The organism is Mesorhizobium sp. LHD-90 (genome assembly GCF_030929505.1).
In the GTDB taxonomy this organism is placed as follows: Bacteria; Pseudomonadota; Alphaproteobacteria; order Rhizobiales; family Rhizobiaceae; genus Kumtagia.
This window is the reverse complement of the sequence record NZ_JAVFVV010000003.1, coordinates 311853-334839: the sequence shown is the minus strand read 5'-3', so window position 1 is coordinate 334839 and position 22987 is coordinate 311853. Positions and strand designations below refer to the sequence as shown.

25 protein-coding genes and 1 other RNA gene are annotated in these 22987 nt (G+C 64.6%); 13 read left to right on the top strand and 13 right to left on the bottom strand.

What is annotated here, in order from left to right:
* Window positions 1-129 precede the first annotated feature (129 nt).
* The 7 genes from RB623_RS05625 to RB623_RS05595 all read right to left on the bottom strand — a co-directional run bounded on the left by RB623_RS05625 (window position 130) and on the right by RB623_RS05595 (window position 5645).
* Window positions 130-315: a DUF2065 family protein gene (locus RB623_RS05625; protein WP_308055780.1), complete on the bottom strand. Its 186-nt coding sequence runs from the start codon at window positions 313-315 to the stop codon at window positions 130-132.
* Window positions 316-325: 10 nt separating this feature from the next.
* A complete protein-coding gene (locus RB623_RS05620) occupies window positions 326-1276 on the bottom strand; it encodes a protease modulator HflC (RefSeq protein ID WP_308055779.1) in 951 nt (316 codons plus the stop codon).
* Window positions 1276-2379 carry an FtsH protease activity modulator HflK gene (gene hflK, locus RB623_RS05615; RefSeq protein ID WP_308055778.1) on the bottom strand — a complete coding sequence of 368 codons (1104 nt, stop codon included), beginning with the start codon at window positions 2377-2379 and terminating at the stop codon, window positions 1276-1278. Before hflK ends, RB623_RS05620 begins: the two co-directional genes overlap by 1 nt.
* 382 nt (window positions 2380-2761) lie before the next feature.
* Window positions 2762-3310, bottom strand: a complete 549-nt coding sequence (locus tag RB623_RS05610) for a dihydrofolate reductase (protein WP_308055777.1) — start codon at window positions 3308-3310, stop codon at window positions 2762-2764.
* Window positions 3310-4323, bottom strand: coding sequence for a DUF4424 domain-containing protein (locus tag RB623_RS05605; protein ID WP_308055776.1), 1014 nt, complete (start codon window positions 4321-4323; stop codon window positions 3310-3312). Before RB623_RS05605 ends, RB623_RS05610 begins: the two co-directional genes overlap by 1 nt.
* Window positions 4324-4402: 79 nt before the next feature.
* On the bottom strand, window positions 4403-5197 hold the full coding sequence (locus RB623_RS05600; protein ID WP_308055775.1) for a thymidylate synthase: 795 nt from the start codon (window positions 5195-5197) through the stop codon (window positions 4403-4405).
* 136 nt (window positions 5198-5333) lie between these two features.
* Window positions 5334-5645, bottom strand: coding sequence for a DUF2853 family protein (locus tag RB623_RS05595; protein ID WP_308055774.1), 312 nt, complete (start codon window positions 5643-5645; stop codon window positions 5334-5336).
* Between the two features lie 149 nt (window positions 5646-5794).
* On the opposite strand from RB623_RS05595, the gene ssrA reads away from it, so the two are divergent.
* From ssrA to RB623_RS05575, 4 genes are all read left to right on the top strand, one after another.
* Window positions 5795-6149, top strand: a transfer-messenger RNA (tmRNA) gene (gene ssrA / locus RB623_RS05590).
* Between the two features lie 42 nt (window positions 6150-6191).
* Window positions 6192-6494 (top strand): nucleotidyltransferase family protein, encoded by a 303-nt coding sequence (locus RB623_RS05585; protein WP_308055773.1) that lies wholly within the window; start codon window positions 6192-6194, stop codon window positions 6492-6494.
* Window positions 6484-6831 (top strand): HepT-like ribonuclease domain-containing protein, encoded by a 348-nt coding sequence (locus tag RB623_RS05580; protein WP_308055772.1) that lies wholly within the window; start codon window positions 6484-6486, stop codon window positions 6829-6831. The genes RB623_RS05585 and RB623_RS05580 overlap by 11 nt, the downstream gene beginning before the upstream one ends.
* A gap of 51 nt (window positions 6832-6882) precedes the next feature.
* Complete coding sequence (locus RB623_RS05575) at window positions 6883-7437, top strand: AAA family ATPase (protein ID WP_308055771.1); 555 nt, start codon at window positions 6883-6885, stop codon at window positions 7435-7437.
* Between the two features lie 108 nt (window positions 7438-7545).
* Here the strand turns inward: RB623_RS05575 and RB623_RS05570 are convergent, their stop codons facing one another.
* Window positions 7546-8298 (bottom strand): NAD(P)-binding domain-containing protein, encoded by a 753-nt coding sequence (locus RB623_RS05570; protein ID WP_308055844.1) that lies wholly within the window; start codon window positions 8296-8298, stop codon window positions 7546-7548.
* A complete protein-coding gene (locus RB623_RS05565; RefSeq protein ID WP_308055770.1) occupies window positions 8295-9500 on the bottom strand; it encodes a multidrug effflux MFS transporter in 1206 nt (401 codons plus the stop codon). The genes RB623_RS05570 and RB623_RS05565 overlap by 4 nt, the downstream gene beginning before the upstream one ends.
* 149 nt (window positions 9501-9649) lie before the next feature.
* Here RB623_RS05565 and RB623_RS05560 point away from each other — a divergent pair, with 149 nt between their 5' ends.
* The 4 genes from RB623_RS05560 (at window position 9650) to RB623_RS05545 (ending at window position 11548) form a co-directional block, all read left to right on the top strand.
* A complete protein-coding gene (locus RB623_RS05560) occupies window positions 9650-10321 on the top strand; it encodes a TetR/AcrR family transcriptional regulator (protein WP_308055769.1) in 672 nt (223 codons plus the stop codon).
* A 246-nt stretch (window positions 10322-10567) separates the two neighbouring features.
* Complete coding sequence (locus RB623_RS05555) at window positions 10568-11110, top strand: SspB family protein (RefSeq protein WP_308055768.1); 543 nt, start codon at window positions 10568-10570, stop codon at window positions 11108-11110.
* 19 nt (window positions 11111-11129) lie between these two features.
* Window positions 11130-11324: a DUF4169 family protein gene (locus tag RB623_RS05550; protein WP_308055767.1), complete on the top strand. Its 195-nt coding sequence runs from the start codon at window positions 11130-11132 to the stop codon at window positions 11322-11324.
* Window positions 11321-11548, top strand: coding sequence for a ribbon-helix-helix domain-containing protein (locus RB623_RS05545; protein ID WP_308055766.1), 228 nt, complete (start codon window positions 11321-11323; stop codon window positions 11546-11548). The genes RB623_RS05550 and RB623_RS05545 overlap by 4 nt, the downstream gene beginning before the upstream one ends.
* Window positions 11549-11785: 237 nt before the next feature.
* Here RB623_RS05545 and RB623_RS05540 read toward each other — a convergent pair whose 3' ends face one another.
* Entirely contained in the window at window positions 11786-15766 is a 3981-nt protein-coding gene (locus RB623_RS05540; protein WP_308055765.1) for an AsmA-like C-terminal region-containing protein, read from the bottom strand.
* Between the two features lie 353 nt (window positions 15767-16119).
* Here RB623_RS05540 and RB623_RS05535 point away from each other — a divergent pair, with 353 nt between their 5' ends.
* Window positions 16120-16821: a glycosyltransferase gene (locus RB623_RS05535; protein ID WP_308055764.1), complete on the top strand. Its 702-nt coding sequence runs from the start codon at window positions 16120-16122 to the stop codon at window positions 16819-16821.
* A 107-nt stretch (window positions 16822-16928) separates the two neighbouring features.
* On the opposite strand, the gene RB623_RS05530 is transcribed toward RB623_RS05535, so the two are convergent.
* A complete protein-coding gene (locus RB623_RS05530) occupies window positions 16929-18332 on the bottom strand; it encodes an FAD-linked oxidase C-terminal domain-containing protein (RefSeq protein WP_308055763.1) in 1404 nt (467 codons plus the stop codon).
* A gap of 101 nt (window positions 18333-18433) precedes the next feature.
* On the opposite strand from RB623_RS05530, the gene RB623_RS05525 reads away from it, so the two are divergent.
* Together RB623_RS05525 and RB623_RS05520 are read left to right on the top strand one after the other, a co-directional pair.
* Entirely contained in the window at window positions 18434-18919 is a 486-nt protein-coding gene (locus RB623_RS05525) for a thioesterase family protein (RefSeq protein ID WP_308055762.1), read from the top strand.
* 178 nt (window positions 18920-19097) lie between these two features.
* Complete coding sequence (locus tag RB623_RS05520; protein WP_308055761.1) at window positions 19098-19301, top strand: hypothetical protein; 204 nt, start codon at window positions 19098-19100, stop codon at window positions 19299-19301.
* Between the two features lie 57 nt (window positions 19302-19358).
* On the opposite strand, the gene RB623_RS05515 is transcribed toward RB623_RS05520, so the two are convergent.
* Together RB623_RS05515 and RB623_RS05510 are read right to left on the bottom strand one after the other, a co-directional pair.
* On the bottom strand, window positions 19359-20237 hold the full coding sequence (locus tag RB623_RS05515; RefSeq protein WP_308055760.1) for a dienelactone hydrolase family protein: 879 nt from the start codon (window positions 20235-20237) through the stop codon (window positions 19359-19361).
* 94 nt (window positions 20238-20331) lie between these two features.
* Window positions 20332-21477: a metallophosphoesterase gene (locus tag RB623_RS05510; protein WP_308055759.1), complete on the bottom strand. Its 1146-nt coding sequence runs from the start codon at window positions 21475-21477 to the stop codon at window positions 20332-20334.
* Window positions 21478-21686: 209 nt separating this feature from the next.
* Here RB623_RS05510 and RB623_RS05505 point away from each other — a divergent pair, with 209 nt between their 5' ends.
* Complete coding sequence (locus tag RB623_RS05505; protein ID WP_374121642.1) at window positions 21687-22337, top strand: L,D-transpeptidase; 651 nt, start codon at window positions 21687-21689, stop codon at window positions 22335-22337.
* 11 nt (window positions 22338-22348) lie between these two features.
* Window positions 22349-22888 (top strand): OmpA family protein, encoded by a 540-nt coding sequence (locus RB623_RS05500; RefSeq protein ID WP_308055757.1) that lies wholly within the window; start codon window positions 22349-22351, stop codon window positions 22886-22888.
* Window positions 22889-22987 lie beyond the last annotated feature (99 nt).

The window sequence follows — 22987 nt, the reverse complement described above, 5'->3', positions numbered from 1 at the left end:
GTCGAGCTTCACGTCAGGGCGAGCCGAAAATGGCGGATTTCAGGGTCGCGGAGCGACGAACGGAACGCATGTGCATGCCTGAATACCGGAAGCGCGGAAGGCCGCCATTGGCAGGCTGAGTATCGGGCCTTAGCCGCGCACCAGCCAGACGATGGCGACGCCGGCGGCGATGGCCACCAGGCCGGCGCCGCGCAAGGCGGTTTCGGACATCGACAGGACTTCCGTCGCCAGCCGCTTGGCGAGCGTCGGAAAGCCGCCATAGACGAGACCCTCGACGACGAGGACCAGGCCCATGGCGGCCAGGAAGTCGTTCACCGGTCCAGCCCTACTGCGCCGTTCCGGTCGTCGGAGCCTCGCTCGGCGCGGGCTGCGCTGGCGCCGGTGCAGGCTGCACCGGCGTCCCGTCCGCGCTGTTGAAATAGCGGAAGAACTCCGAATCCGGCGTCAGCAGCATGGTCGTGCCCTCGCTGTTGAGGCTGGTCCCATAGGCGCTCATCGAGCGGTAGAACTCGAAGAAGGCCGGGTCGCGCTGGAAGGCGCCGGCGAAAATCGCGTTTCGCTGCGCCTCGCCCTCACCGCGCAGAATCTCCGATTCCTTGCGGGCCTCCGCCACGATCTCGACAACCTCACGGTCGGCGCGGGCGCGGATGCGCTGCGCCGCCTCGTTACCGCGGGCGCGCAGCCGCTCGGCCTCGGCCAGGCGCTCCGCCTTCATGCGGTCGTAGGTCTGCTGCGAGACTTCCTGGGTCAGGTCGGTGCGGCGGATCCGCACGTCCTCGATCTCCAGGCCGAGCGAGGCCGCGTCCGGCCGCAACTGGTCGCGCACCTCGCGCATCATCGAGGCCCGCTCCTCCGAAAGCGCCGCCTCGAAGCCGCGCAAGCCGTAGACGCGGCGCAGCGCCGCGTCGAGGCGGGTGCGCAGCCGCTGTTCCGCCAACGGCACGCTGCCCGAGACCGCCGAGCGGAATACCCGCGCATCGTTGATGCGGTAGGCAATGAAGGCGTCCACCTCGTAGAAGCGGCCGCCCGACACCTGGACGCGGATGTCGTCGAGGTCGAAACGCATGACGCGGTCTTCGATGATCTGGACGTTATCGGCCTCCATGAAGGCGAACGGCGCCTTGAAATAGATGCCGGGCTCGGTCTTCACGTCGACGATCTCGCCGAAGCGGAGCACGATCGCCTGTTGCCGCTCGTTGACCACGAAGATCGACGAATAGACGAGGAAAAGCACGACGATGGCGACGACGCCGATGGCTGCTAGGCGGTTCGACATCAATTGCTTCCTCCCGTGGCCGGGGCACGTTTCTGCAGTTCGGTCAGCGGCAGGTAGGGCACGACGCCCTGGCCGCTGCCCGGCTCCACGATCACCTTGTTGGCATCCCGGAGCACCCGCTCCATGGTCTCGAGATAGAGGCGCTTGCGGGTCACGTCGGGGGCCTTGGCATATTCGTCGTGGACCGAGATGAAGCGCTGCGCCTCGCCCTCGGCTTCCTGCACGACGCGGTTCTTGTAGGCGGCGGCCTCTTCGCGGATCTGCGCCGCGTCGCCGCGCGCCGCGCCGAGTTTCTGGTTGGAATACTGGTTCGCCTGCTCGACGAAACGGTCTTCGTCCTGCTCGGCGCGCTGCACTTCCTCGAACGCGTCGGCCACCTCGCGCGGCGGCGCGGCGTCCTCGATCGAGATCGCGTTGACCGTCAGGCCGGCGCCATACTCGTCCATGGTCTGCTGGATGTTGGTGCGCACCGCGTCGGCGATGCCCTGGCGGTCGTCGCGGAAGATGTCCTGCGCCGGCCGCCGGCCGACGGCCTCGCGCATGGCGCTTTCGGCGACCTGCCGCAGCATCTCGTCGGGGTCGGCCACGTTGAAGAGATAGGCTCTCGGATCGGCGACCTGATAGGCCACGGAAAAGCGCACGTCGACGATGTTCTGGTCGCCCGAAAGCATCAGCCCGGTCGTCGAAGTGCCGCGGCCTTCCGGAATGTTGATGAGCTGCTCGGCGGTCTTGGCCTTCTCGACCGTTTCGACCGGCCACCAGTGGAAGTGCAGGCCAGGCTCAGACAGTTCCGCCTTCGGCTTGCCGAAGCGCAGCTCGACAGCCAGTTCGTCGGGTTGAACGGTGTAGATCGCCTGGAAGAACCAGAAGGCCACGAGTACGGCGCCGATGACGGCGAACAGCAGCGGATTGGCGCCGCCGCCGCCGGGCAGCACGTTCTTCAGCCGGTCCTGGCCACGCCGTATGATGTCCTCTAGATCGGGCGGCGAGCCTTGCGGTCCGCTCGGGCCGCGCGGCCCCTGGCCCCATGGGCCGCCGCCACCTCCCCCACTGCCGCCGCCGCCCCACGGGCCGCCGCCGCCGCTCTGATTCTTCCAGGGCATCGAATTCCTTTCGCTTCGCGCGCCGCTCGCTAGGGCATTTCGGGATTTGGGTCAGGCTGTGCCGAAAATGGCGATCTCGGGAACCGGAGCGGAGCGCACATTAGGGTACGCCGACGCCGGAAGCGCGGAAATCAACATTTGCAGGCCAGCATCACCCAAAATCCCGATATGCCCGTGACCGGCGGTCGTATGCAGTCGTTGGTCCTTGTATAGGGTTGCCTCGTCGCGCTTTCAACGCGGGCCGGGCGCCCCGCGACCAATCCGATGACAAATTCCCGGAAAGCGTTGCCGATCCTCCCGAAAATCCTGCCGTCGCACGCTTTTGCCACGCCGCGACGGCATTCGACAATGCGGCATAGCACCGGTCCCCACAGCGTGCCGGCTAGCGGGCCGCCGGGACGCCGTTATCGTTGGCCGGTTTGCCACGGCGTTCGTAGACGGCGTAACGTGTTGCATGGCTGTCCTTCTCGCCGGCGGGCACATCCTCGGAAGAGATTTCCAGCCACGCCACCGGATCTACCTTCGGGAACACCGTATCGCCGTCAATCGTGGCGAACACATGCGTAAGCTTGAGGCAGTCGGCTTTTTCCATGGCCTGCCGGTAGATCTCACCGCCGCCGACGATGCAGATTTCCTCCGCGCCGGCCATGCAACGCCCCTTGGCGGTGGCCAGCGTCAGCGCGTCCTTCAGCGAGGTGACAACCTCGGCGCCTTCGGCCTGATAGGTCTGATCACGGCTGATCACAATGTTGAGACGGCCGGGCAGCGGACGTTTCGGAAAGCTCTCCCAGGTCTTGCGGCCCATCACGATCGGATTGCCCATCGTACCCGCCTTGAAGCGCTTCATGTCGCTCGACAGCCGCCAAGGCAGCCCGCCCTCGCGGCCGATCACACCGTTTTCGGCAACGGCGGCATAGATCGCGATCCGCATCAGTTCGCCGCGCCCGCGGGCTGCAGGATCAGGATGTCGAGGTCGCGCTGCGGATAATAGTCCGTGGCTTCGAGTTCGAACCGTGTCGGCCCGGTCTTCTTCAGCCCCGAGGCGCAGAAGCTGACGAGGTTCTTCGGGTCTCCCTTGTCGACGATGAGGTGGAATTTTCCGATCGTGCCCAGCGCCCAGTTGCCGCCGGTGGTCAGCACATATTGCAGCCGGTTTTCCGACAGCGCCGGAAAACCGTCCCGCCCGGCTTTCGCCTTGGCGACGGCGTTCTCGAAACTTTTGTCGATGCAGTAGCGCTGCTTGTACTCCGCATACGGATCTTGAAACCCGTCGCCGCTGTAAAAATTCAAGCCGACCGAGGCGCCGACGCTCGGCCTGTAGCGGTGCGCCACGGCGACCGGCTTGCCTGCCGGAAATTTTGTGCGCCACCAGTAGGTGGATTTCAGGGTCCAGATCGGCGTGCGCACATTCTTCCAGCCCGAGCCGTCGTCGTAGGAATCGACCAAAATCATGCCGCGGTCGATCCAGTCGGCCGCCACGTCCTCCGGCAGCTTTTCCAGTGCCGCGAAAACAGGCTTGGCGAACGGGTTCACCGGCACGCCCTGCGCCTGCAGCAGTCCGGTCAAGTCGATGCCGACGGCTTCTGCCCGCTGCTCCAGTTCGACCGTCACCGGCGCGCCGTCGACCGTCACCGTAAAGCCGAGGAAATTGTCGGACGCGTCGTCCGGCAGTTGCGGCATCTCATGGGGATTGGCCTCGACGTCCGGCATCGGAAAAGCGACGATCGTCTCGAAATCCTTGTCGCTCTGGTTGCGGAAGACATAGTCGACCTTCACCTCGTCCATCGAGATGAACAGCTTTTCGCTTTCCATGGCGATGTCGTCGGTGCGGCCCAGAATGATGCCGCCGGCGCCGAGCCCGGCGATCGAATCGTTGGCGGCCGCCGGCGCAATAGCCGCCGTCAGCCCGGCCGCCGCGCAGAGGACCCGGACGAGTCGGGACATCTTTCTCCTCCTGACAAAGGAACCGGAGCGACGCTTGTCGCGCAGGACGCGGCCCACTCGCCGCGCCCGGAGACGGCTCTCACACTGCGATCGGCGCCCTGATGCTGGCGTCGGCGACATAATTCTCGAGCGCAAAATCCTCGAAGCGGAAGGCGAAAAGATCCTTGACCGCCGGATTGATCCGCATCGTCGGCAGTTTTTTCGGCGTCCGCTTCAACTGCTCGCGCGCCTGCTCGAAATGGTTGGAATAAAGATGCGCGTCGCCCAGCGTATGGACGAAATCGCCGGCTTTGAGCCCGGTCACCTGCGCCACCATCATGGTCAGCAGCGCGTAGGAGGCGATGTTGAACGGCACTCCAAGGAAGATGTCGGCGGAGCGCTGATAAAGCTGGCACGACAGCTTTCCGTCGGAGACGTAGAACTGGAACAGGCAGTGGCACGGCGGCAGCGCCATCTGGTCCACTTCCTCCGGATTCCAGGCCGAGACGATCAGCCGCCGTGAGTGAGGATTCTTCCGTATCTCAATGAGAAGATTCGCGATCTGGTCGATCGAGCCGCCACTGCGCGTCGGCCAGGAGCGCCACTGCGCGCCATAGACCGGGCCGAGGTCGCCGTTCTCGTCGGCCCATTCGTCCCAGATCGTCACACCATGGTCGGTGAGATATTTGGTGTTGGTGTCGCCGGCCAGGAACCACAGCAACTCGTGGATGATCGACTTCAGGTGCAGCTTCTTGGTGGTGGTCACCGGAAAGCCCTGGCCGAGGTCGAAACGCATCTGGTAGCCGAACACGCCGCGCGTGCCGGTGCCGGTCCGGTCGGGCCGGTCGATGCCGTTCTTCAGCACATGGTCGAGAAGGTCGAGATACTGGCGCATCGGCTCTTGATAGGTTTCCGGCGGGCAAAACCATAACACGCTTCGCCCGCTCCGGCAGCACCGCCTGCCCGAAACTCACATATTGTAAATCGATGTCCGGCCGGCAAGCGCCGGTCCAGAACTGCCCGCGTCGGTTCTACAGCGAGCCGAGCTTGCCCAGTTCCTTCGCCACAAGGTAGTAGAAGGTGACGCGGCTCTTGGTGTTGTCGGCCGCCATCGCCTTGGCGGTGCTGGCGATCGCCGCGTCGGCCTTGGCCCCGTCGCTGACGCCGAGTTTCTTGCCGACCCAGTTGGCTTTGACGCGGTCGAGTTCCTTGGGATCGGTGGCCGACACCAGCGAGGAATCCCGGTTGCGCAGCGCGATGCCAAGATGCTTGACGATCTTGTCGACGACCTCGGCGCTGGCGCCGGAATCGTATTTTTTTACGTCTGCAAGGTAGTCGGCCATCTCAAATCCCTCCGGCTGTGCGTGCCGTCCAAGAGCCGAATCGCACCGGCTGGACATCGGACGCGTTTCCACAACCCAAGCTTTGTGGACGCTCCCGCATGAGTCAAGGCCGAATGGCCGTCCACAGAAGCTTTTGGCCACGCGCGCCGGGGCTTTCAATTCGCGCGCACGCCCCCTATATTCGTTTCGTCAGCTTGCTGACTATGGCGATAAACAGGCGATGCAATAAGCCGTTCGGACCCGGGGGCGGTACCCGGCGCCTCCACCAAAAGCCGTCGAAAAGGACGGTTTCTGATGGGGGCGAAATAGGATCGACGAAGGTGTAAAGATCGTTCTTTTGCCCGGCATTGTACCGCCGTTATCGGGCTAAACTTATAGTTGCCAACGACAACTATGCTGAGGCACGTCTCGCTGCTTAATGCGGCGCGATAGTCTCGAATCAAGTCCTGTGGGTTAGCACCTTCAGGCGGGGTCCGGAGGCACCTGGCAACAGAAGCCTCCACTTTCCTTCTCGCGACAGTGCTTTCCGTTTGATACAATCGCGTCATGCGCACGAAACTTGAAGACGCACTGGCAACATTGCGCGCCGCTGAGAAGCAATTGCGCGCAAAAGGCATTGAGCATGCCGGTGTTTTTGGCTCGATTGCACGGAATGAAGCCCGGCCCCAAAGCGACATCGATATCCTGGTAGACCTCGATCCGGCGCTTCCGATCACGATCTACGACTATGTCGGCATTCAGGAAGAGGTCGCGCGGCTGTTCAGCCAGTCCGTGGATGTCATTGACAGTGCTGCACTAAAACCCCGCATGCGTACTGCGGTCACCCGTGATCTCGTCTATGCTTTCTGAGCGGGAACACAACGCCCTCCTTGATATTCTCGATAACATCGGCCACGCTGAAGCCTTTCTTGCTGATGCCACCAAGGACGAGTTGGCAACAGACACCTTGCGGTTCTATGCGGTCACGCGGGCTCTGGAGATTATATCCGAGGCGTCTCGCCGTTTGCCCGCGACACTCAAGGACCGTCATCCGGACGCTCCCTGGCAGCGGATCGCAGCCGCGGGGAACATCTATCGGCATGGTTATGATATCGTTTCGGTTGCCGTTGTTTGGCAAACGGTCAAGGACTCTCTGCCTGCCCTGCGGGCAATCATCGAAGTCGAGATTCGGTGCCAAAGCAAATAGCGCCCTCATCCGTAGCCCGATTTCATTCCTGCTCCATCCATAGTTAGCTCAATGTCTACCAACACCTTTTTCATCCTCACCGGCGGGCCCGGCTCGGGCAAGACAACGCTCATCGACGCGCTGCGCGCCGAGGGTTTCGCCGGCTCTGAAGAGGCCGGCCGCGGCATCATCCGCGACCAGGTGGCGATCGGCGGCAGCGCGCTCCACTGGGCGGACCAAAAACTCTTCGCGGAACTGATGCTCGCCTGGGAGATGCGCTCCTGGAACCAGGCGTTGGGCGCCTCCGGCCCGGTGTTCTTCGATCGCGGCGTGCCCGAGTGCATCGGTTATCTCGGCCTCTGCGGCCTGCCGGTCCCCGACCATTTCCGCCGCGCCGCGGAGCATTTCCGCTATAACAAAACGGCTTTTCTGCTGCCGCCCTGGCCGGAAATCTACCGCAACGACGCCGAACGAAAGCAGGATTTCGACGAGGCGATACGCACCTGCGAAGCGGTCGCCCGCTCTTATGCCGACTGCGGTTACGACCTGGTCGAGGTGCCGCGCGCGAGCGTCGCCGAGCGCGTCGCCTTCATAAGGTCGAGGGCGCTCGCGGCTACCGAGTTATAGGAAGGGCCTTGCCCTGTCCGTCGGCGCGGACGGTCTTGGATAACGGCCTTTGTAGAATTCCAACACGTCGAAAGGCCCCCGGCCGCCCGCCATCGCGTCCGGCCGCTGTCAGCCGCTTTTGCGCCACCACGATCCGTGCGCAAGCTCCACTTCGCGCTGCGCCAAGGCAAGCGCCTCCGTCAGCCCTAACCTGTCCAGCGGGATGCAGTAGGCCGGCTTGGCCCGTTCGAACCGCCAGCTCTCAAGAAGTCCGCCGGCGTCGACCGTGTCGAAGCCGAACTGGTCCTGCAGCCCTGCGACCACCTCTTTGGCCTGCGCATCGTCGCCCGCGATGGGCAAGGCCCGCCGGCCCGATCCTGCCGGCATCGACACCGTCTCCGGATTCGCCAGGTCGGCGGCAAGGATGGCGTTGAAGGCTTTGACGACAAGCGCGCCGGGGAAATGCGCGGCGACCATGCCGCTCGTGGTCGCCCGGCGTTCTTCCAGCTCGGCAAATCTGCCGTCCCGATTGGGATAGTAGTTGTTGGTATCGATCAGGATCTTTCCCGCCAGCGGGACCGGATCGAGCGAAAACACTTTTGCGAACGGAATGGTGACGACAACCACTTCGCCGAAGGCGATGGCCTCCTCGCGGGTTCCCGCCGCGCAGCCGATCGCGGCGGCGATTTCGGCCAGCGTCTCTGCGGTGCGCGAGTTGCTGAGCATCACCTCATGGCCGCTGCCCGTCGCCAGCCCGGCAAGCGCCTGCCCGATATTTCCGGCGCCGACAATTCCGATCTTCATCGCACCGCTCCTCCCTTGGCGCCTCGGCGCAGGACGCCGAGGCCAGCAACCCGCTCGCTTGCGGACCGGGACGTCTATTCCGCCGGCACTTCCGCTGCGGCGGGCCGGCGCCCCAGCGTGAGCTGCGTCAGCGCAAACGCGATCACCGCGCAGGCGGTAATACCGGTCACCATCGGCATCGGCAGGCCGTTGGCGAAAAATCCCGTCACCGTCATGGCCGCGACGCCGGTGATCATGTGCAGCGTGCCCATCAGCGCCGACGCCGTTCCGGCGATCTCGCCATGCTCTTCCATCGCCAGCACCGACGTGGTCGGGATGACGAGGCCGAGGAATCCATAGCCGAAGAACAGGGCGACCGCCATGAAGGCAAGCGATTCCACGCCCGATGCCATGACGGCATACATGGCGACCATCACCGCCGCGTAGCCGAACACGGCGATCCGCACGACGCGGCGCAGGCCGTATTTCTGCGCCAGCCAGCCGCTGAGCTGGGAGACCGCGAAGAAGGACACCGCATTCACCGAGAAGAACAGGCTGTAGGCCGAGGGCGACATGCCGTAGTGGTCGATGATGACGAAGGACGAGTTGGCGAGATAGACGAAGAAACTGGCGATGCCGAAGCCGCCGATCAGCACCAGGCCGAGGAAGGTGCGGTCCGTCGACAGCTTCTTGTAGCCGGCCCAGGCGGCGCCAAACGAACTGCCGCCGCGCATCTCGGCCGGGCGTGTCTCTTCGAGGCCGACGACCATCAGGGCGTAGGCGAGCACCGCCGCGATGGTCACCGCCCAGAACACCGCGCGCCAGCCGAAGGCGTCGATGATGAAGCTGCCTGTGAGCGGCGCCAGAATCGGCGATACGCTGAACACCAGCATCAGCAGCGACATCAGCTTGGCCGCTTCCGGGCCGGTGTGCAGGTCGCGCACCACGGCGCGTGGCACCACCATGCCGGTGCTGGACGCCAGCCCCTGCAGCAGGCGGAAGAAGATCAGCCAGCCAACATTGGGGGCGAGTGCGGCCCCAACGCTCGCCAGGGCGAACGCAACGAGGCCGCCATAAAGGATCGGCTTGCGGCCATAGATGTCCGCCAGCGGCCCGACCACAAGCGGCCCGATGGCGAAGGACAGGAACACGACCACGAGGCTCATCTGCACGGCCATGTCGCTCGCGCCGAGATCGGCGCCGATCGTCGGCAGGGCCGGCAGGTACATGTCGATGGCGAAGGGTCCTATGGCCGAGACGAGCCCAAGCACGATCGCGTAGCGAAGGTAATTCGTTTGCATGACGGATGTCTCTTTTGCTGCGGCCCACGCCGGCATGGCGCCCACCGGGGTGCGGCGGCATCCTTCCTCGAAAGTCTACCGCAGCGCACAATGTCGATATTTTTGGACGCTCTTGTCCAAATTGTCAATCAGGTGTACATAAATTTTCGATGCCACCTGCCACCGCTCCTGACACCATCGCGCCGCCCGGCCATATCGAGACCGGCCCGCGCGGCCATATCGAAAAGCGCCTGTCGATCATCGACGCGGCGGCCTGCGTGTTTTGCCGGGAAGGATATGGGGGCACCAACATCGACATGATCGCCGCCCAGGCCAATGTCTCGCGGCAGACCGTCTACAACCACCATGGCGACAAGGAAAAACTGTTTCGCGCCGTGGTGCGCGAGGTGACGGAGCGCATCAACGCCGGGCTTTTCGACACACTCGCCACCTTTCCGGACAGGCCCACCGACCTCGAGGCAGACCTCGCCGCCTTCGCGGTGCGGCTCACCCGCAACTGCATCTGCAACCGTGACGGCAAGTTCCTGCGCAAGCTGATCCAGTCCGAGGGCGAGCGTTATCCCGAACTGTTCGCGGACTGGCGCGTCAACGGCCCGGCAAAAGTCTGGTCGGCGCTGGCCGCCCGCTTCGCCCGCCTCGCGCTGTCCGGCCATCTCGACCTCGACGACCCCGACCTCGCCGCCCGCCAGTTTTTGGCGCTTATCAATGCGGACCTGCAGACTGCCATGCTGCTCGGCGACGACATCGGCGACGAGTTTCTGGAGAGTTCGGCCAGGCAGGCCGTGCGCACCTTTCTGCGCGCCTATGGGAAACGGGCGTAATCCGCACGTTGGCGATTGGCGGAAACGCCCAACACATCGTCATCCTATGGCAAGCGGGAGCGGAGCGAACTGCGCGACCATAGGACCCATGCCGTAACGGTGACGAGGCGCTCCGGCGGTGTAGAAGGATAAGTGCGCAACGGAAACAGCTCCGCCTCACCTGAATCTCCGCCCTATATTCCGTTTACGGCGGCTTGAACCTTCATTAGAGGTAAGGCTGACGATTCACTCGGAACCCGCTGCGCGATGGCCGAAGACCATATCCGTTACGACATCCTTGCCCAGGAGGCATTGCGCGGCGTCATGCGCAAGGTTCTGGCCGAGGTTGCGCGCACCGGCCTGCCGGGCAGCCATCATTTCTTCATCACCTTCCTGACCGGCGCGCCCGGCGTGCGCATCTCGTCGCGCCTGCGCGAGCGCTATCCTGAGCAGATGACCATCGTCATCCAGTTCCAGTACTGGGATCTGAAGGTCACCGAGACCGGCTTCGAGATCGGCCTGTCCTTCTCCGACGTGCCGGAAAAGCTTGAAATCCCCTTCTCGGCCGTGCGCGGCTTCTACGATCCCTCGGTCAATTTCGAGCTTGAATTCGACGTCAAGACGGAAGCCGCCGCTCCCGCCGCGCCGGAGCCGCTGCGCCCGGTCGCCGTGGAAAAGACACCGGCGCCCAAGAAGGCCGAGCCGAAGGAGAAGGAAAAGCCCGCTCCCGCGAAACCGGCTGCCGCCGAGTCCGCCGAGGAGGGTAAGGGCGCCGACGTGGTCTCGCTCGACGCCTTTCGCAAGAAGTAGTTTTCTCCCGCACGAAACCATGGGCGAGATCGTCAACCTCCGCATCGCCAAAAAACGCCGGCAGCGTGACGAGCAGGTCCGCATCGCCGAGGAAAACCGCGCCCGCCACGGCCGCACCAAGGGCGACAAGCAGCGTGACCGCGACCAGGCCGACCGCCTCGGCGCGCATCTCGACGGCCACCGTCTCGGACCGGGCGACCGTTCGGACGAATGAGTCTCGTCCGCAAACGCTCGGTCTCGATCCGCGGCCACCGCACCAGCTATTCGCTGGAGCAGCCTTTCTTCGACGAACTTTTGAGCATCGCCGCCGCACGCGGCCTGCCGCTCGCCACGCTGATCGCCGAGATCGACGAGAGCCGCCCGCGCGACGCCAATCTCTCCTCCGCCATCCGGATTTTTGTGCTGGACCGGGTGAAGGATCGAGCGCAGTCGGGTTGAGCGGACGCTTCTGCCTTGCCGCGCTTCGGGCGCATCGGCGTGAAGCCATTTGCCGATGGCGCGACCTCAAAAACAGCCAAAAGGACAACTCAAACCCCGTTTTCGAGCCCCTCCGCGAAGCCGATCGCGCGATTCGTATTCGACTCGACACCCAAATGCTTGAAATTTCTGATTCTTCCGGACTTCACACACCTCCGCCGAGCCGACGGAGATCGCCCGGATCACAATCGTACGCCCTCACCCGCCGGTCAGCGACCGGATCACTTCTCCCAATGTTGACGGGGGTTTAGGTCTGGCGTCGGGCGGATAGTCGCCCATCTCCCGTCCATTGCCGGCCTGCGGCAATGGCACTGCGTCGGCTTCCGGCTGGACCGGCCTTTGCACCGCTTGTTCGGCGGCGCGGCGGCTTGCCTCTTCCGCCTGGCGGGCATCTTCCGCCGCCCGCCGGCGCACCACGTCCTCGGTCTGGCGGCGCGCTTCCTCGGCTTGCGCCGCCGCCTGCCGCTCCTGCTCAGCCTTCAGGCTGGCGTCCTGTTCGGCTTTTCGGCGCGCTTCATCCTCGAGCCTTTGCCGCTCCTGTTCGGCCCGAACCCGTGCCGCCTCCTCGGCCTGCCGCTGCGCTTCTTCCGCCGCTTTTCGCCGCGCCTCCTCTTCCGCCTTGCGGCGAGCCTCTTCATCGGCCTTGCGGCGGGCTTCCTCTTCCGCCTTGCGGTGCGCTTCGGCGGCAAGGCGGTTGCGCTCGGCCTGCAAAGCCGCGTAGTAGCGGACTTCGCGCCTAAGCCTTTGTTTTTCCAGAAGGACCGCCTGCATGGCCTCGACCCGCGCCTGCTCGCGTTCCAGCGCCCGCTGTGTCAGGAACTGCGCCAGGGGGCCGCTGTCGAAGTCGATGGTCACGTTACCCGCCGGCCCCTCGGCCACAAAACCCAGCGACGGATCCGAGCCCGTCAGCGCCTGTTCGCCGGCTGCATAGGTCAGCGTGCCGGTCGCCGAAACGTCGCCGGTATTCAAATCCGCCCGCACCTCGGCGGAAAGCCGGGCCAGCGCATTTTCGAGGCTCACCGGCGGCGCGCGCACGATCCCGTTGGCGACGGTGAAGGCGACGTCCGCATTGCCGGCGGCGAAGCTGCCGCTTCCCACGATCTCCGGTGCAAAACTCGCGGTTTTGGCCGCATCGATGTCACGGCCGATCGCGTCGGCGCGCGCCAGCAACTCCGGAAACGCATCTTCGTTGACCCCCGAAATCGACAATCCGCGGATCGCCGCCGTGCCCGAGCCCGACAGCGACGCCGCGATCGCCGCGACGGATTTTCCGCTTCCCGAGGCGGTCGCCGAAAAATCGCCCGTCCCCGTCAGCCCGTTGACGGCCGCCTCGGAGGACAGATCCATGCCGGTGAGCTGCATCTGTCCGGACGCCAGCCCTAATCCGCCATTGTTCTTCAACTCAAACCGGCCGGAGAGCTTGCCACCGTCAAAGGTCGCCTTGAGATTGTCGATGCGAAATCCATCGGCGCCGAGTCCCAGCGACAGCGTCGCATCGTAGGCGCTGGCCGTGCCGGCGCTCAGCGTCGCCGCCGAAACGTCGATCGCACCAGTGAAAGGCAGGATCGCCTTGTCGCGGAATTGCGCGGACGGCCAGCCCCCTTCTGCGCTCTTCAGTGCCTCGTCCCCCACCATCAGCGCCAGGAATGGATCAAGATGCAGTTCGTCGAGCACCAGGGCGCCGCTGAAGTTCGGCGTCTCCTCCTTGAGGCTGACGTTGAGATCGCCGGCAACCGCCGATTCGTTGATCACCGCGTCCATGCCGCTCAACACCAGCAGGCCGGACCCGAGATCGGCCTGCGCCGAAAACTCCGCCGCCATGCCCAGCCCCATGCCCGGCAGGGAGACGCCGGCGGTCATCAGCCACGGCTCGATGTCGGCCGCTTCCACGCTGGCCTTGCCCTTGGCGGAGAACCCGTCCTGATCGACATTGGCCGGGCCGGCAAATGTGGCGAGGAAGCGGTCGCCCTTGAGCTCCAGCGTGGTCTCCATCGCCGTTTCGGCCACGCCCTTGGCCGAGGCCGTCAACTCGCCGGCGCCGGTCATGCCGAGCGACAGGGTACGCAGACCGAGCAACGCCAGCAGCGCGGTCGCGTCCTCGTTGCGGGCTGACAGGGTCAGCGCCATTTTCGCCTTGCCCAAGGCTGCCGGATCGCCGTTGCCCGAAAGGCTGGCGGACAGCGCCGAGCCGCCGGCGTTGCCTTGCAGGCTGAGCGCCATGCCGCTGCTGCCGTCGCCGTTCGTGGCGGCGCTGCCGACGAGGTCGAAGCGCGCATCGGCGAGCAGCGAGGGATAGGCGGCGATGCGCCGCTGCAACTGCCCCAGCAGATAGTTGTCCGGAAAGTTTTCCGCCGCCAGTTTCGCCAGGGGAGCCAGGTCCACGGCGACGATGGAAGCGTCGATGTCGCCGGTCGCATTGTCGGGCAAACCCTTGATCGTGCCGGTCGCGCTGATCGACGCGCCCGCCAGCCCGCCGATCGACAGCCGGTCGATCTCGACCTGCCCCTGCCGCAGCCGGAACGCCGTGTCGACCGTCTCGGCCGACAGACCGGCGACGGTCACCGGCCCGGCCCGCACGTCGAGATCGAGGTCGGATTCAGCGAAGCGGTTGCGGCCGGCATCGCTGACGAACAGCGAGGCGAAGGCGGCCAGGCCGTCGACGTCGAGCCCGCCGCCGTCCAGCCGGACAAGGATGGAGGGCCGAACGTCCGGCGGTTGCCGGCTGTCGATCTCGCCCTTGAAGCGCGCGCCGCCAAGCACCAGTTCGAGGTCGCGAAAAACCTGCCGGCGCTCGGTCACGTCGACCTTGGCGCTGAAACCCGCTGCCGGCAATTTGCGGATGGCATCGTCGATATCCTTCGCGACCCAGGCGGCGAAGCCGGAGGGCTGCGCGACCGCCAGAAGCAGATTGCCGTTGAAGCCGAAGACGCCATCCGTCTTCAGAAATCCGTCGGCTTCCAGCGTCGTGCGGCCCGGCAGCGTCGCCCCGGCGGATCTTATGGCCCAGCCACCCGGCTGAGGTTCGGCCGCCAGCCGAACGTCTCGGATCGTCGTGTCGCCGACCACCACGGCCGGCAGGTTGACTTCGATCGAGCCGGGAATGGCCGGGCGCGGCAGGCCAAGCATCGCCGCCTCGAACGCCTTCATGCGCTGCTCCAGCGACAGGCTGGCGGCGCCCCCGGTTCCGCCCAGCGCCTCGTCGAAACGCATCTGCGCGCCGCTCGCCTTGACCGAAAAACGCGGCTCGGCGCCGAAGTCCAGGCTGGCGGTGCCGTCGGCGGTGTAGGGCTGGTCGAGCGGGCCGGTCTCGAAACGGAAGGCGGCGATGTCGAGTTTCCGGCTGTCCAGGGTGAACTGGCCGTCGAGGCGATAGCCTGGGGGAGCCGGCTGTTTCTGGGTTTCGGCCTGCGGGGTGGTTTCGGCCCCGGCCTCCCTTGCCACCGTCTCGGCCGCCCGGAACGATCCGGAATAGACCAGCCCTTCCGGCCTGAGATGGACCTCGCCATCCGTGTCCACGGAGAGAGGATGAGCGGTCGGGGCCGCCTTGACGCGCAGCCGCATCCGGCCATTCTCGTCGAGGGTCCCGGTGGTGGCCGACAGCCCCGTCTCCACGCCGTCGAACTTGAATTTGCCTTCGAACCGCCATGGGCCGGCCAGCGACTTCGCCGCCATTTGGGCATCGAGCGCGGTCAGGAAATGGGTGCGGCCGCTCAGGCGGTGGCGGATCTGGACCTCGCCGTCAGTCACCGTCAGCTTTTCCAGCGCGATTTTCGACGCCGGTATAGGGCTCGAAGGGCGCACCGCCCAGTCGATCGTGCCGTCCTCGGCGATGTCGAGGATGCCTCTGGGCTTCACCATGCGCATGTCGAAGATCAGGAACTCGCCACGCAGAAACGGCGCGAGCTCGGCGTCCATTGAAAAGGTTTCGACGGTCATTGCTGGCTCGCCATGCGCACCGCCGCCGACGGCTACGTTGGAAAACGTCACGGACGGAAACGGCAGCAGTCTCGCGTCGGCGTCGCCCTGGACGACGACCTTGCGGCCAAGAATCGCGCTCGCCTCGCGCTCGAAATCGGCGCGATAGCTGGTCCAGTCGATGAAATAGGGCGCGACTAGCGCCACGGTCAGCACCAGAACGAAAAGCCCACCGACAGAGATGAACAGCCGCGCCAGAATCAAGCCCTTTCATTCATGGAAGCGGGACCGCACTCTAGAGCAATATCCACCCGGATTGAACCGTTCAGCGGGCCGTACGCATCGTTCTGCCTCAGTCGTCTGTCGATAAAGTGGCGCCGTGCGGCGTGCCGAGTGTGATGCGGCAGCCTTGCCGCAACGGCACTGGTGCATTCGGCTCGCCGGCGTGCCATAAGTCGTCCGCCGAAACTCCAGGCACGGCGGCGAACGGGCCGTCCCACCCACCCCTCATCGGCAAAGCGAGCACGGCGCAAGGCCGCAGCGGATGCAACCTTGCGGGCGCCTTGGTATTTTGGAATGTCGTCCTGTAGGATCGGACGAAAGCTTTCGAGGTAACGATGACGAACACCCTGGACATCTATATCGGCTGGGATTCCCGCGAACCCATAGCCTACGACGTGGCGAAGAAGACGATTCTGGAGCACGCCTCGATCCCGGTCCGCGTCATGCCGATCGTGCTGAACGAGCTGGTGCAAAAGGGCGCCTATACGCGCGAGGTCGACCCGCTCGCCTCCACCGAATTCACCTATTCGCGTTTCTTCACGCCGTGGCTTGCCGGCTACAAGGGCTGGGCGCTGTTCTGCGACTGCGATTTCCTGTTCTTCGGCGACGTGGCGGGCCTGCTCAAATATCAGGACGAGAGCAAGGCCGTCGCCTGCGTCAAGCACGACTATACGCCAAAGGCGACGGTCAAAATGGACGGCAAGGTGCAGACCACCTATCCGCGCAAGAACTGGTCGTCCTTCATGCTGTTCAACTGCGAGCACCCCTCGACCCGGCAACTGACGCCCGAACTCATCAACCGCGAGAGCGGCGCCTATCTGCACCGCATGCAGTGGGCCGCCGACGACGAGATCGGCGAGATTCCGGTCGAGTGGAACTGGCTGGAAGGCTGGAACGACAAGCCCGCGACCGGCCGGCCGCAGGCCGTGCATTTCACCAACGGCGGCCCGTGGTTCAAGAACTGGCAGGACGTCGACTACGGCGACGAATGGCGCACTGTGGCCCGTGAGATCGATCCGGACTTCAAGCCGATCTAAGAAAATCCGGGGACAGTTTACTTAATTCCGGGTCGCGCCGCCGAAATGCGAGCGCCCTTCGTTCGGGAATTAAGTAAACTGTCCCCGGATTTTCTCGCCTGTAGCCCTCAGAAAATCTTCCCTGGATTCAAAATCCCATTCGGGTCCAGCGTCGCCTTGATCGCCCGCATCACCTCGACGCTGTGGCCGACCTCGTGCTCAAGAAAACCCATCTTGCCCTGGCCGATGCCATGCTCGCCGGTGCAGGTGCCGTCCATGCCGATCGCCCGCATGTTCAGCCGCGCGACGAATTTTTCCATCTGCTCGATCTCGCTTGGGCTCGCAGGGTCGATCAGCAGCACGACGTGAAAGTTGCCGTCGCCGACATGGCCGACGATCGGCGCGATCAGCCCCATCGCGTCTATGTCGGCCTGGGTCTCGGCGATGCATTCGGCCAGGCGCGAGATCGGCACGCAGGTATCCGTCGACAGGCTCTTCGCGCCCGGCCTCAGCGTCAGCGCCGACCAGTAGGCGTCGTGCCGCGCCTTCCACAGCTTAGCCCGCTCCTCGGCCACCTTGGTCCACTGGAACGGCCCGCCGCCGTAATCGGCGGCGATCTCGCCGAACATTTCCGCCTGCTCGGCGACGCCGCTGTCGCTGCCATGGAACTCGACGAACAGGCAGGGCGATTCCGGATAGTCGAGCTTCGAATAGATCTTCATCGCCCGCATCTGCACCTCGTTGACCAGTTCGATGCGCGCCACCGGAATGCCCATCTGGATGGTGGCGATCACCGCCTCGCAGGCCTTTTCGATGCTTGGAAACGGGCAGACCCCGCCCGAAATCGCCTGCGGAATGCCGAAAAGTTTCAGCGTCAGCGAGGTGATGATCCCGAGCGTACCTTCCGAACCGACCATCAGCCGCGTCAAATCGTAGCCGGCCGAGCTTTTCTTTGCCCGCCGGCCGGTGCTGATAACACTGCCGTCGGCCAGAACCGCCGTCAGCGCCAGCACGTTCTCGCGCATGGTGCCATAGCGCACGGCGTTGGTGCCGGAGGCGCGGGTCGCCGCCATGCCGCCCAGGCTGGCGTTGGCGCCCGGATCGATCGGAAAGAACAGGCCGGTGTCACGCAGATGGGCGTTCAGCGCCTCGCGCGTCACGCCGGGCTCGACGATGCAGTCGAGGTCTTCCGCATGCACGGCAAGAATCCGGTTCATGCGCGACGTGTCGAGCGAGATGCCGCCGCCGGGCGCGTTGACGTGGCCTTCCAGCGACGTGCCGGTGCCGTAGGCGATCACCGGCACGCGATGCCCGGCGCAGAGTTTGACAACCTCTTGCACTTCCTCGCTGCTTTCCGGAAACACCACCCCGTCCGGCGCCTGATTCGGAATGTAGGTGGTCGTGTGGGCATGCTGTTCGCGGATCGACTTGCCAGTCTGGAAGCGCTCGCCAAAACGCTGCTTGAGCACGCCAAGCACGATGCCGACGCCCTCCTCGTTGCGCGGAACCTGCCGCAGGTCGCTCAAAGCCATGTTTTCCTCCGCGAATGGGCGATCGACGGCTTCCGCCGAACTTTATGTTCGCCTAAGCCCAGAGCCAGCATCTTGTCCAGCTTTTGAGAGAGCCGTTGCCCATGTCCCTGCCCGTTCCCTTCGTCTCCGACATCATGGACATCCAGGAGGAGTGGATCGACTACAACGGCCATCTCAACATGGCCTATTACAATGTGTTGTTCGACCGCGCCTCGGACGAGGCTTTCGAACTGATGGGGCTCGGCCCGGCCTATGCGAAGGAGCGGAAACTCACCGTCTACACAGCGGAAGTCCACATCTGCTACGTGCAGGAGTTGCATCTCGGCGACCGGGTGCGGGTCAGTTTCCAGTTGCTCGACCACGACGAGAAGCGCTTCACCGCCTACCAGGAGATCCGCCACGTCGACGGCTGGCTGGCCGCCACGTCGGAATCGCTGTCGCTGCACATCGACATGGCCGGCCCGAAGGTCGCGCCCTACCCCGCCGACATCGCCGAAAAGGTCGACGCCATGCGCGCCGCGCATGCCGCATTGCCCAGGCCGGAGCGCGCCGGGCGTTCCATCGGCATCCGGCGCAAATCTTCCTGACGCTGCGTCAGACCGCCATTTACCCTTCCTTAACCATAAACGGAGGCGATTTCTTAAGGTTACCGTTTATGCACAATTTGAACGATCCGGCCGGTTGATCCGGCACGCTCCGGCGCGAAGACTCCCAGGCATCGAATCGGGTCGCTTGGGGCGGACTTGCGACTCGCCGGAGATGAGAATGAAGCTCGATATCGCCACCATGTCGGCGCGCCTTGCGTCCGACGCGAAGCTGACCGACTACGACTTCTGGCGGGCGATCAAGATGATCGACGACGAACTCTACCAGATCGAAAGGCGCGGCAAGCCGATACCCATGCAGATGATCTACGCGCGCCATGTGCTGAAGGTCGCGCGATCCAATCGGCTGCGGCCCGGCAGGTAGGCGGAAGCGCTGCAAGCCGCCATTTGCAGGCCAGCCTCACCTGAATATCGATACATCCTAAGCCAGCTTCTCCTTGAAGAACGCAATCGTCCTTCCCCAGGCGAGTTCCGCCGCGTCCTTGTTGTAGCGCGCCTCCGACGTATCGTTGTTGAAGGCGTGCTGCGCGCCGTCATAGACATAGACGGTGAACTCCTTGCCGGCCGCCGTCAGCGCCGCCTTGTAGGCATCGATGCCGGCATTGATGCGTTCGTCCTGCCCGGCATAGTGCAGCAGCAGCGCCGCCTTGACGTTGGCGATCGCGGCGGCATCCTTGGGCTGCGCGCCGTAATAGGCGACGCCGGCGACAAGGTCCGGCGAAGCGATGGCAAGATTGTTCACCGTGCCGCCGCCCCAGCAGAAGCCGACCGCGCCGACTTTTCCGTTCGACCAGTCCTGGCCCTTCAGCCAGGTCACCGTCGCCACGCCGTTCGCCGCCGTCTTGGCCGGATCGAGCTGCGAGAACATTTCACGCGCCTTCTCCTCGTCGGGGGGCGTGCCGCCAAGCGGCGACAGGAAATCCACGGCGAGCGCGTCGAAACCTTCCAGCGCGACACGCCGCGCAACGTCCTTGGTATGGGCGTTGAGGCCCCTGTTCTCGTGGATGACGATCACCGAACCGAGCTTGTTGGTCTGGTCGGCCGGCCGCACCAGATAACCCTTCATCTCCCCGTCGGCGCCAGGCCAGGAAACATCCTCGGCCTTCAGCCGCGGATCGTCCTCGGCGACGATTGCAGCCTGGGCCGAGTTCGCCGCCAGCATCGGCACGATGACAGCAGCAGCAGCACCAGAGCCTGCCAGCTTGGAAAGCCTTTCCATGAAGCCACGCCGGTCGAGCGTCAGATGCGTGTATTCGTCATAGGCGTCGATCATCGCCTGGGTGATGACAGGCTTGTCCATGGCTCGCTCCCGTGGAGATTGTAAGGTTCGGGAAGATAGGCGCTGGCCTGATCGCGTCCAGTCAAGGCTTCGTGAAACTTTTCCGCGCCGCCGGTCAGCCGAGCGTTTTGCTGAAGGCGTCGGTGAAAATCACCTGGCCTTGCGGGCCGGACGCCTCGCCGAGGACCACGTCCATGAAGGCGCCGGTGACGCGGACCAGCGCAAAGCCCCCCATATAGGCCGCCTTCGGCTTGAAGAGGTCGAGCCCGTCGCGCCGGTAAATCATCGGCGTCTCGTGCTGGTGGCCATGGAAGATGCCGGCGACGTTGTAGCCTTCCAGCACGCCGAGCATGGCGCGGCGATCCGCGTCGCTCCACCAGTGCGGCGCGCCGCTGCCTTCGTCGTCGAAAGTGGTCTTGTCGGGGTCCCAGCGCTCCAGCGAGAACGGGTCCCAGCCATAGTGCTGGAAGATCACCACCGGCCTTCCGTCGCCGGCATGGGTGGCGAGATCGTTCTTCAGCCACGGCAGCGCGCTGACCGCACCCTTGTTCGTATCACCGGCAAAACGATGCGCCTGTACGAGATGCAGCCGGCCCCAGTTCCACGAATAGCAGTCGGAATGGACGTCATAATTGCCTGCCGGCACCGGCGGCTTGAAGAACACGCCCGGCCGGTGGTTCAGCTCGACATAGTCGCGCAGCTCGCGCCGGTACCAGTGGATGTCGGGCGGCAGGCCGTCCTGGTCGAGGTCGTGATTGCCGAGGCCGAGATACACAGGGAAATGAACCCTGTCAGGACCGGCACCCTCATGGTAGCGGTGGCCGAACTGCAGGAGTTGCGGCCCCTCGTGCGGCAAGGCGGTCTGCCCGCCGCCGTCGTCGGTCATGTCGCCGCCGATCACCAGCCCGCGCGGCTTGCCGATCCGGGTCCCGGCGCTTTTGAGGCCGCTCGCCGCGCCATTCACCGTTTCCGGCCAATGCCGGTGCTCCAGCCCGTTCAGCGCCGTGATGTGTTTCAAGAGGTTGGCGTCCGTCTTGCCTTCCTCGGCGCAGTTGGGGCTCAGCCCCTCCCCCATCCGGCACGCATGGATGTCGTTGGAAAACAGGAAGGTCACGTCGGTTTCGCCGGCCACAGCGCCAGTCTGTGCGAGCGCCCGCGACGCGGCAAGCGTGCCAAGGGCGGCGAAGGCGCCCCCGATCAGTGCCCGCCGCGACAGCGGGACGGACCCGAACGAAGCCTCGATCAAGGTTTTGTTTACCATGGTGCATCGTCAACCCGTGATCCGGCCGACAATACCGCAGCACGAAAGTTGATCAACTGCGGCAACCCGTTGCTGCAGGGTGACACTCGGCCATCTCTTTGGAAAAAGGGCCGATTTCCGATTGAACCGAAACGACTCTTCTTTATGCTTCGCGGCCATCGGAAGGTTTGAGGGGTCGATTGCCGATGATTCTGTCAAGACGAGAAGTCATGCTGGGCGGGATGGCCGCCGTGGCTACCGGTTTTGCCGGTGCCGAGGCGCATGCCCAGGCTTCCTCCTATTTCGCCGGCACGCTCACCGACAATGGCATCACCTTCCGCGCCACCAATTTCAAGAAGATCAACAAGAAGTGGCATCGCCAGGTCGTAAAATTCAAGTCGAGCGAGCCGCAAGGCACCATCGTCGTCGATACACGCAACCACTTCCTCTACGTGATCATGGAGAACAAGACGGCGATCCGCTACGGCGTCGGCGTCGGCAAGGAAGGTTTCCAGTGGTTCGGCCGCTCCACCATCGACCGCAAGGCGCTGTGGCCGAAATGGACCCCGCCGCCGGAAATGCGCAAGCGCCATCCTGAACTGCCGGCCTTCGTCGAAGGCGGTTCGCCGAAGAATCCGCTCGGTCCCCGCGCCATGTATCTGCACCGCGACGGCGCCGACACCGGCTACCGTTTCCACGGCACCATCGCTCCCTGGAGCATCGGCACGGACGCCTCCTCCGGCTGCATCCGCATGTTCAACGAGGATGCGATCGACCTCTACCAGCGCTGCCCGATCGGCACCGCCGTGCAGGTGCTGCCGCACCTCGCCGAACAGGCGCAGCGGTCCATCGCCAAACCCGAAGAACTGGAAGCCGAGTAGGATCGCCGCCGATGATCGTCCGTTATGAGGCCATGCGGCGGCTTGTCGCCGCCGGCCTGCTTGTCACGCTTGCTGCCTGCACTACCGCGAAACTGGAAACGCCGGAGGCCCCGGGCGTCAACCCCAACGAGGTCGGCAACACCAACGACCCGGCCGCCGGCTTCGCCAATGCAGGGCCCGGCAGCGAGGAGGATTTCATCCTCAATGTCGGCCGCCGCACCTTTTTCACCTCCGGCTCGGCCGAACTCGACTCGGTCGCCCGCGCCACGCTCGACAAGCAGGCCGCGTTCATGCAGCAGAATCCGCGCTGGCTGATGAAGCTGCAGGGTTTCGCCGACGATCCGGGCTCGGAATCCGCCCAGGAGGCGTTGTCGCAGAAGCGCGCCGACGCGGTGTTGAATTACCTCGCCTCCAAGGGCGTCGACCGCAAGCGCATGTGGGCCAAGGGCTACGGCAAGGAACGCCTCGTGCGCGCCTGCACCGACACCGCCTGCCGGGTGCAGAACCGCCGCGTCGTCTCCAATCTACGTAACGAATACGACGCCCCGTAAGGCCGGGCTGACCGACTGCCGCGGACCGCGGGATTGAACCGGCGCGAGCCGCGCCGCCAAAGCCAAGGAAAAACTTCCTTGGCTTTTCGCTATCCCCTC

Coding starts and splice junctions, on each gene's coding strand:
- RB623_RS05620 (WP_308055779.1), bottom strand. CDS start 1,276: ATGTCGAACCGCCTAGCAGCCATCGGCGTCGTCGCCATCGTCGTGCTT.
- hflK (WP_308055778.1), bottom strand. CDS start 2,379: ATGCCCTGGAAGAATCAGAGCGGCGGCGGCGGCCCGTGGGGCGGCGGC.
- RB623_RS05610 (WP_308055777.1), bottom strand. CDS start 3,310: ATGCGGATCGCGATCTATGCCGCCGTTGCCGAAAACGGTGTGATCGGC.
- RB623_RS05605 (WP_308055776.1), bottom strand. CDS start 4,323: ATGTCCCGACTCGTCCGGGTCCTCTGCGCGGCGGCCGGGCTGACGGCG.
- RB623_RS05600 (WP_308055775.1), bottom strand. CDS start 5,197: ATGCGCCAGTATCTCGACCTTCTCGACCATGTGCTGAAGAACGGCATC.
- RB623_RS05595 (WP_308055774.1), bottom strand. CDS start 5,645: ATGGCCGACTACCTTGCAGACGTAAAAAAATACGATTCCGGCGCCAGC.
- RB623_RS05585 (WP_308055773.1), top strand. CDS start 6,192: ATGCGCACGAAACTTGAAGACGCACTGGCAACATTGCGCGCCGCTGAG.
- RB623_RS05580 (WP_308055772.1), top strand. CDS start 6,484: ATGCTTTCTGAGCGGGAACACAACGCCCTCCTTGATATTCTCGATAAC.
- RB623_RS05575 (WP_308055771.1), top strand. CDS start 6,883: ATGTCTACCAACACCTTTTTCATCCTCACCGGCGGGCCCGGCTCGGGC.
- RB623_RS05565 (WP_308055770.1), bottom strand. CDS start 9,500: ATGCAAACGAATTACCTTCGCTACGCGATCGTGCTTGGGCTCGTCTCG.
- RB623_RS05560 (WP_308055769.1), top strand. CDS start 9,650: ATGCCACCTGCCACCGCTCCTGACACCATCGCGCCGCCCGGCCATATC.
- RB623_RS05555 (WP_308055768.1), top strand. CDS start 10,568: ATGGCCGAAGACCATATCCGTTACGACATCCTTGCCCAGGAGGCATTG.
- RB623_RS05550 (WP_308055767.1), top strand. CDS start 11,130: ATGGGCGAGATCGTCAACCTCCGCATCGCCAAAAAACGCCGGCAGCGT.
- RB623_RS05545 (WP_308055766.1), top strand. CDS start 11,321: ATGAGTCTCGTCCGCAAACGCTCGGTCTCGATCCGCGGCCACCGCACC.
- RB623_RS05535 (WP_308055764.1), top strand. CDS start 16,120: ATGACGAACACCCTGGACATCTATATCGGCTGGGATTCCCGCGAACCC.
- RB623_RS05530 (WP_308055763.1), bottom strand. CDS start 18,332: ATGGCTTTGAGCGACCTGCGGCAGGTTCCGCGCAACGAGGAGGGCGTC.
- RB623_RS05525 (WP_308055762.1), top strand. CDS start 18,434: ATGTCCCTGCCCGTTCCCTTCGTCTCCGACATCATGGACATCCAGGAG.
- RB623_RS05520 (WP_308055761.1), top strand. CDS start 19,098: ATGAAGCTCGATATCGCCACCATGTCGGCGCGCCTTGCGTCCGACGCG.
- RB623_RS05515 (WP_308055760.1), bottom strand. CDS start 20,237: ATGGACAAGCCTGTCATCACCCAGGCGATGATCGACGCCTATGACGAA.
- RB623_RS05510 (WP_308055759.1), bottom strand. CDS start 21,477: ATGGTAAACAAAACCTTGATCGAGGCTTCGTTCGGGTCCGTCCCGCTG.
- RB623_RS05505 (WP_374121642.1), top strand. CDS start 21,687: ATGCTGGGCGGGATGGCCGCCGTGGCTACCGGTTTTGCCGGTGCCGAG.
- RB623_RS05500 (WP_308055757.1), top strand. CDS start 22,349: ATGATCGTCCGTTATGAGGCCATGCGGCGGCTTGTCGCCGCCGGCCTG.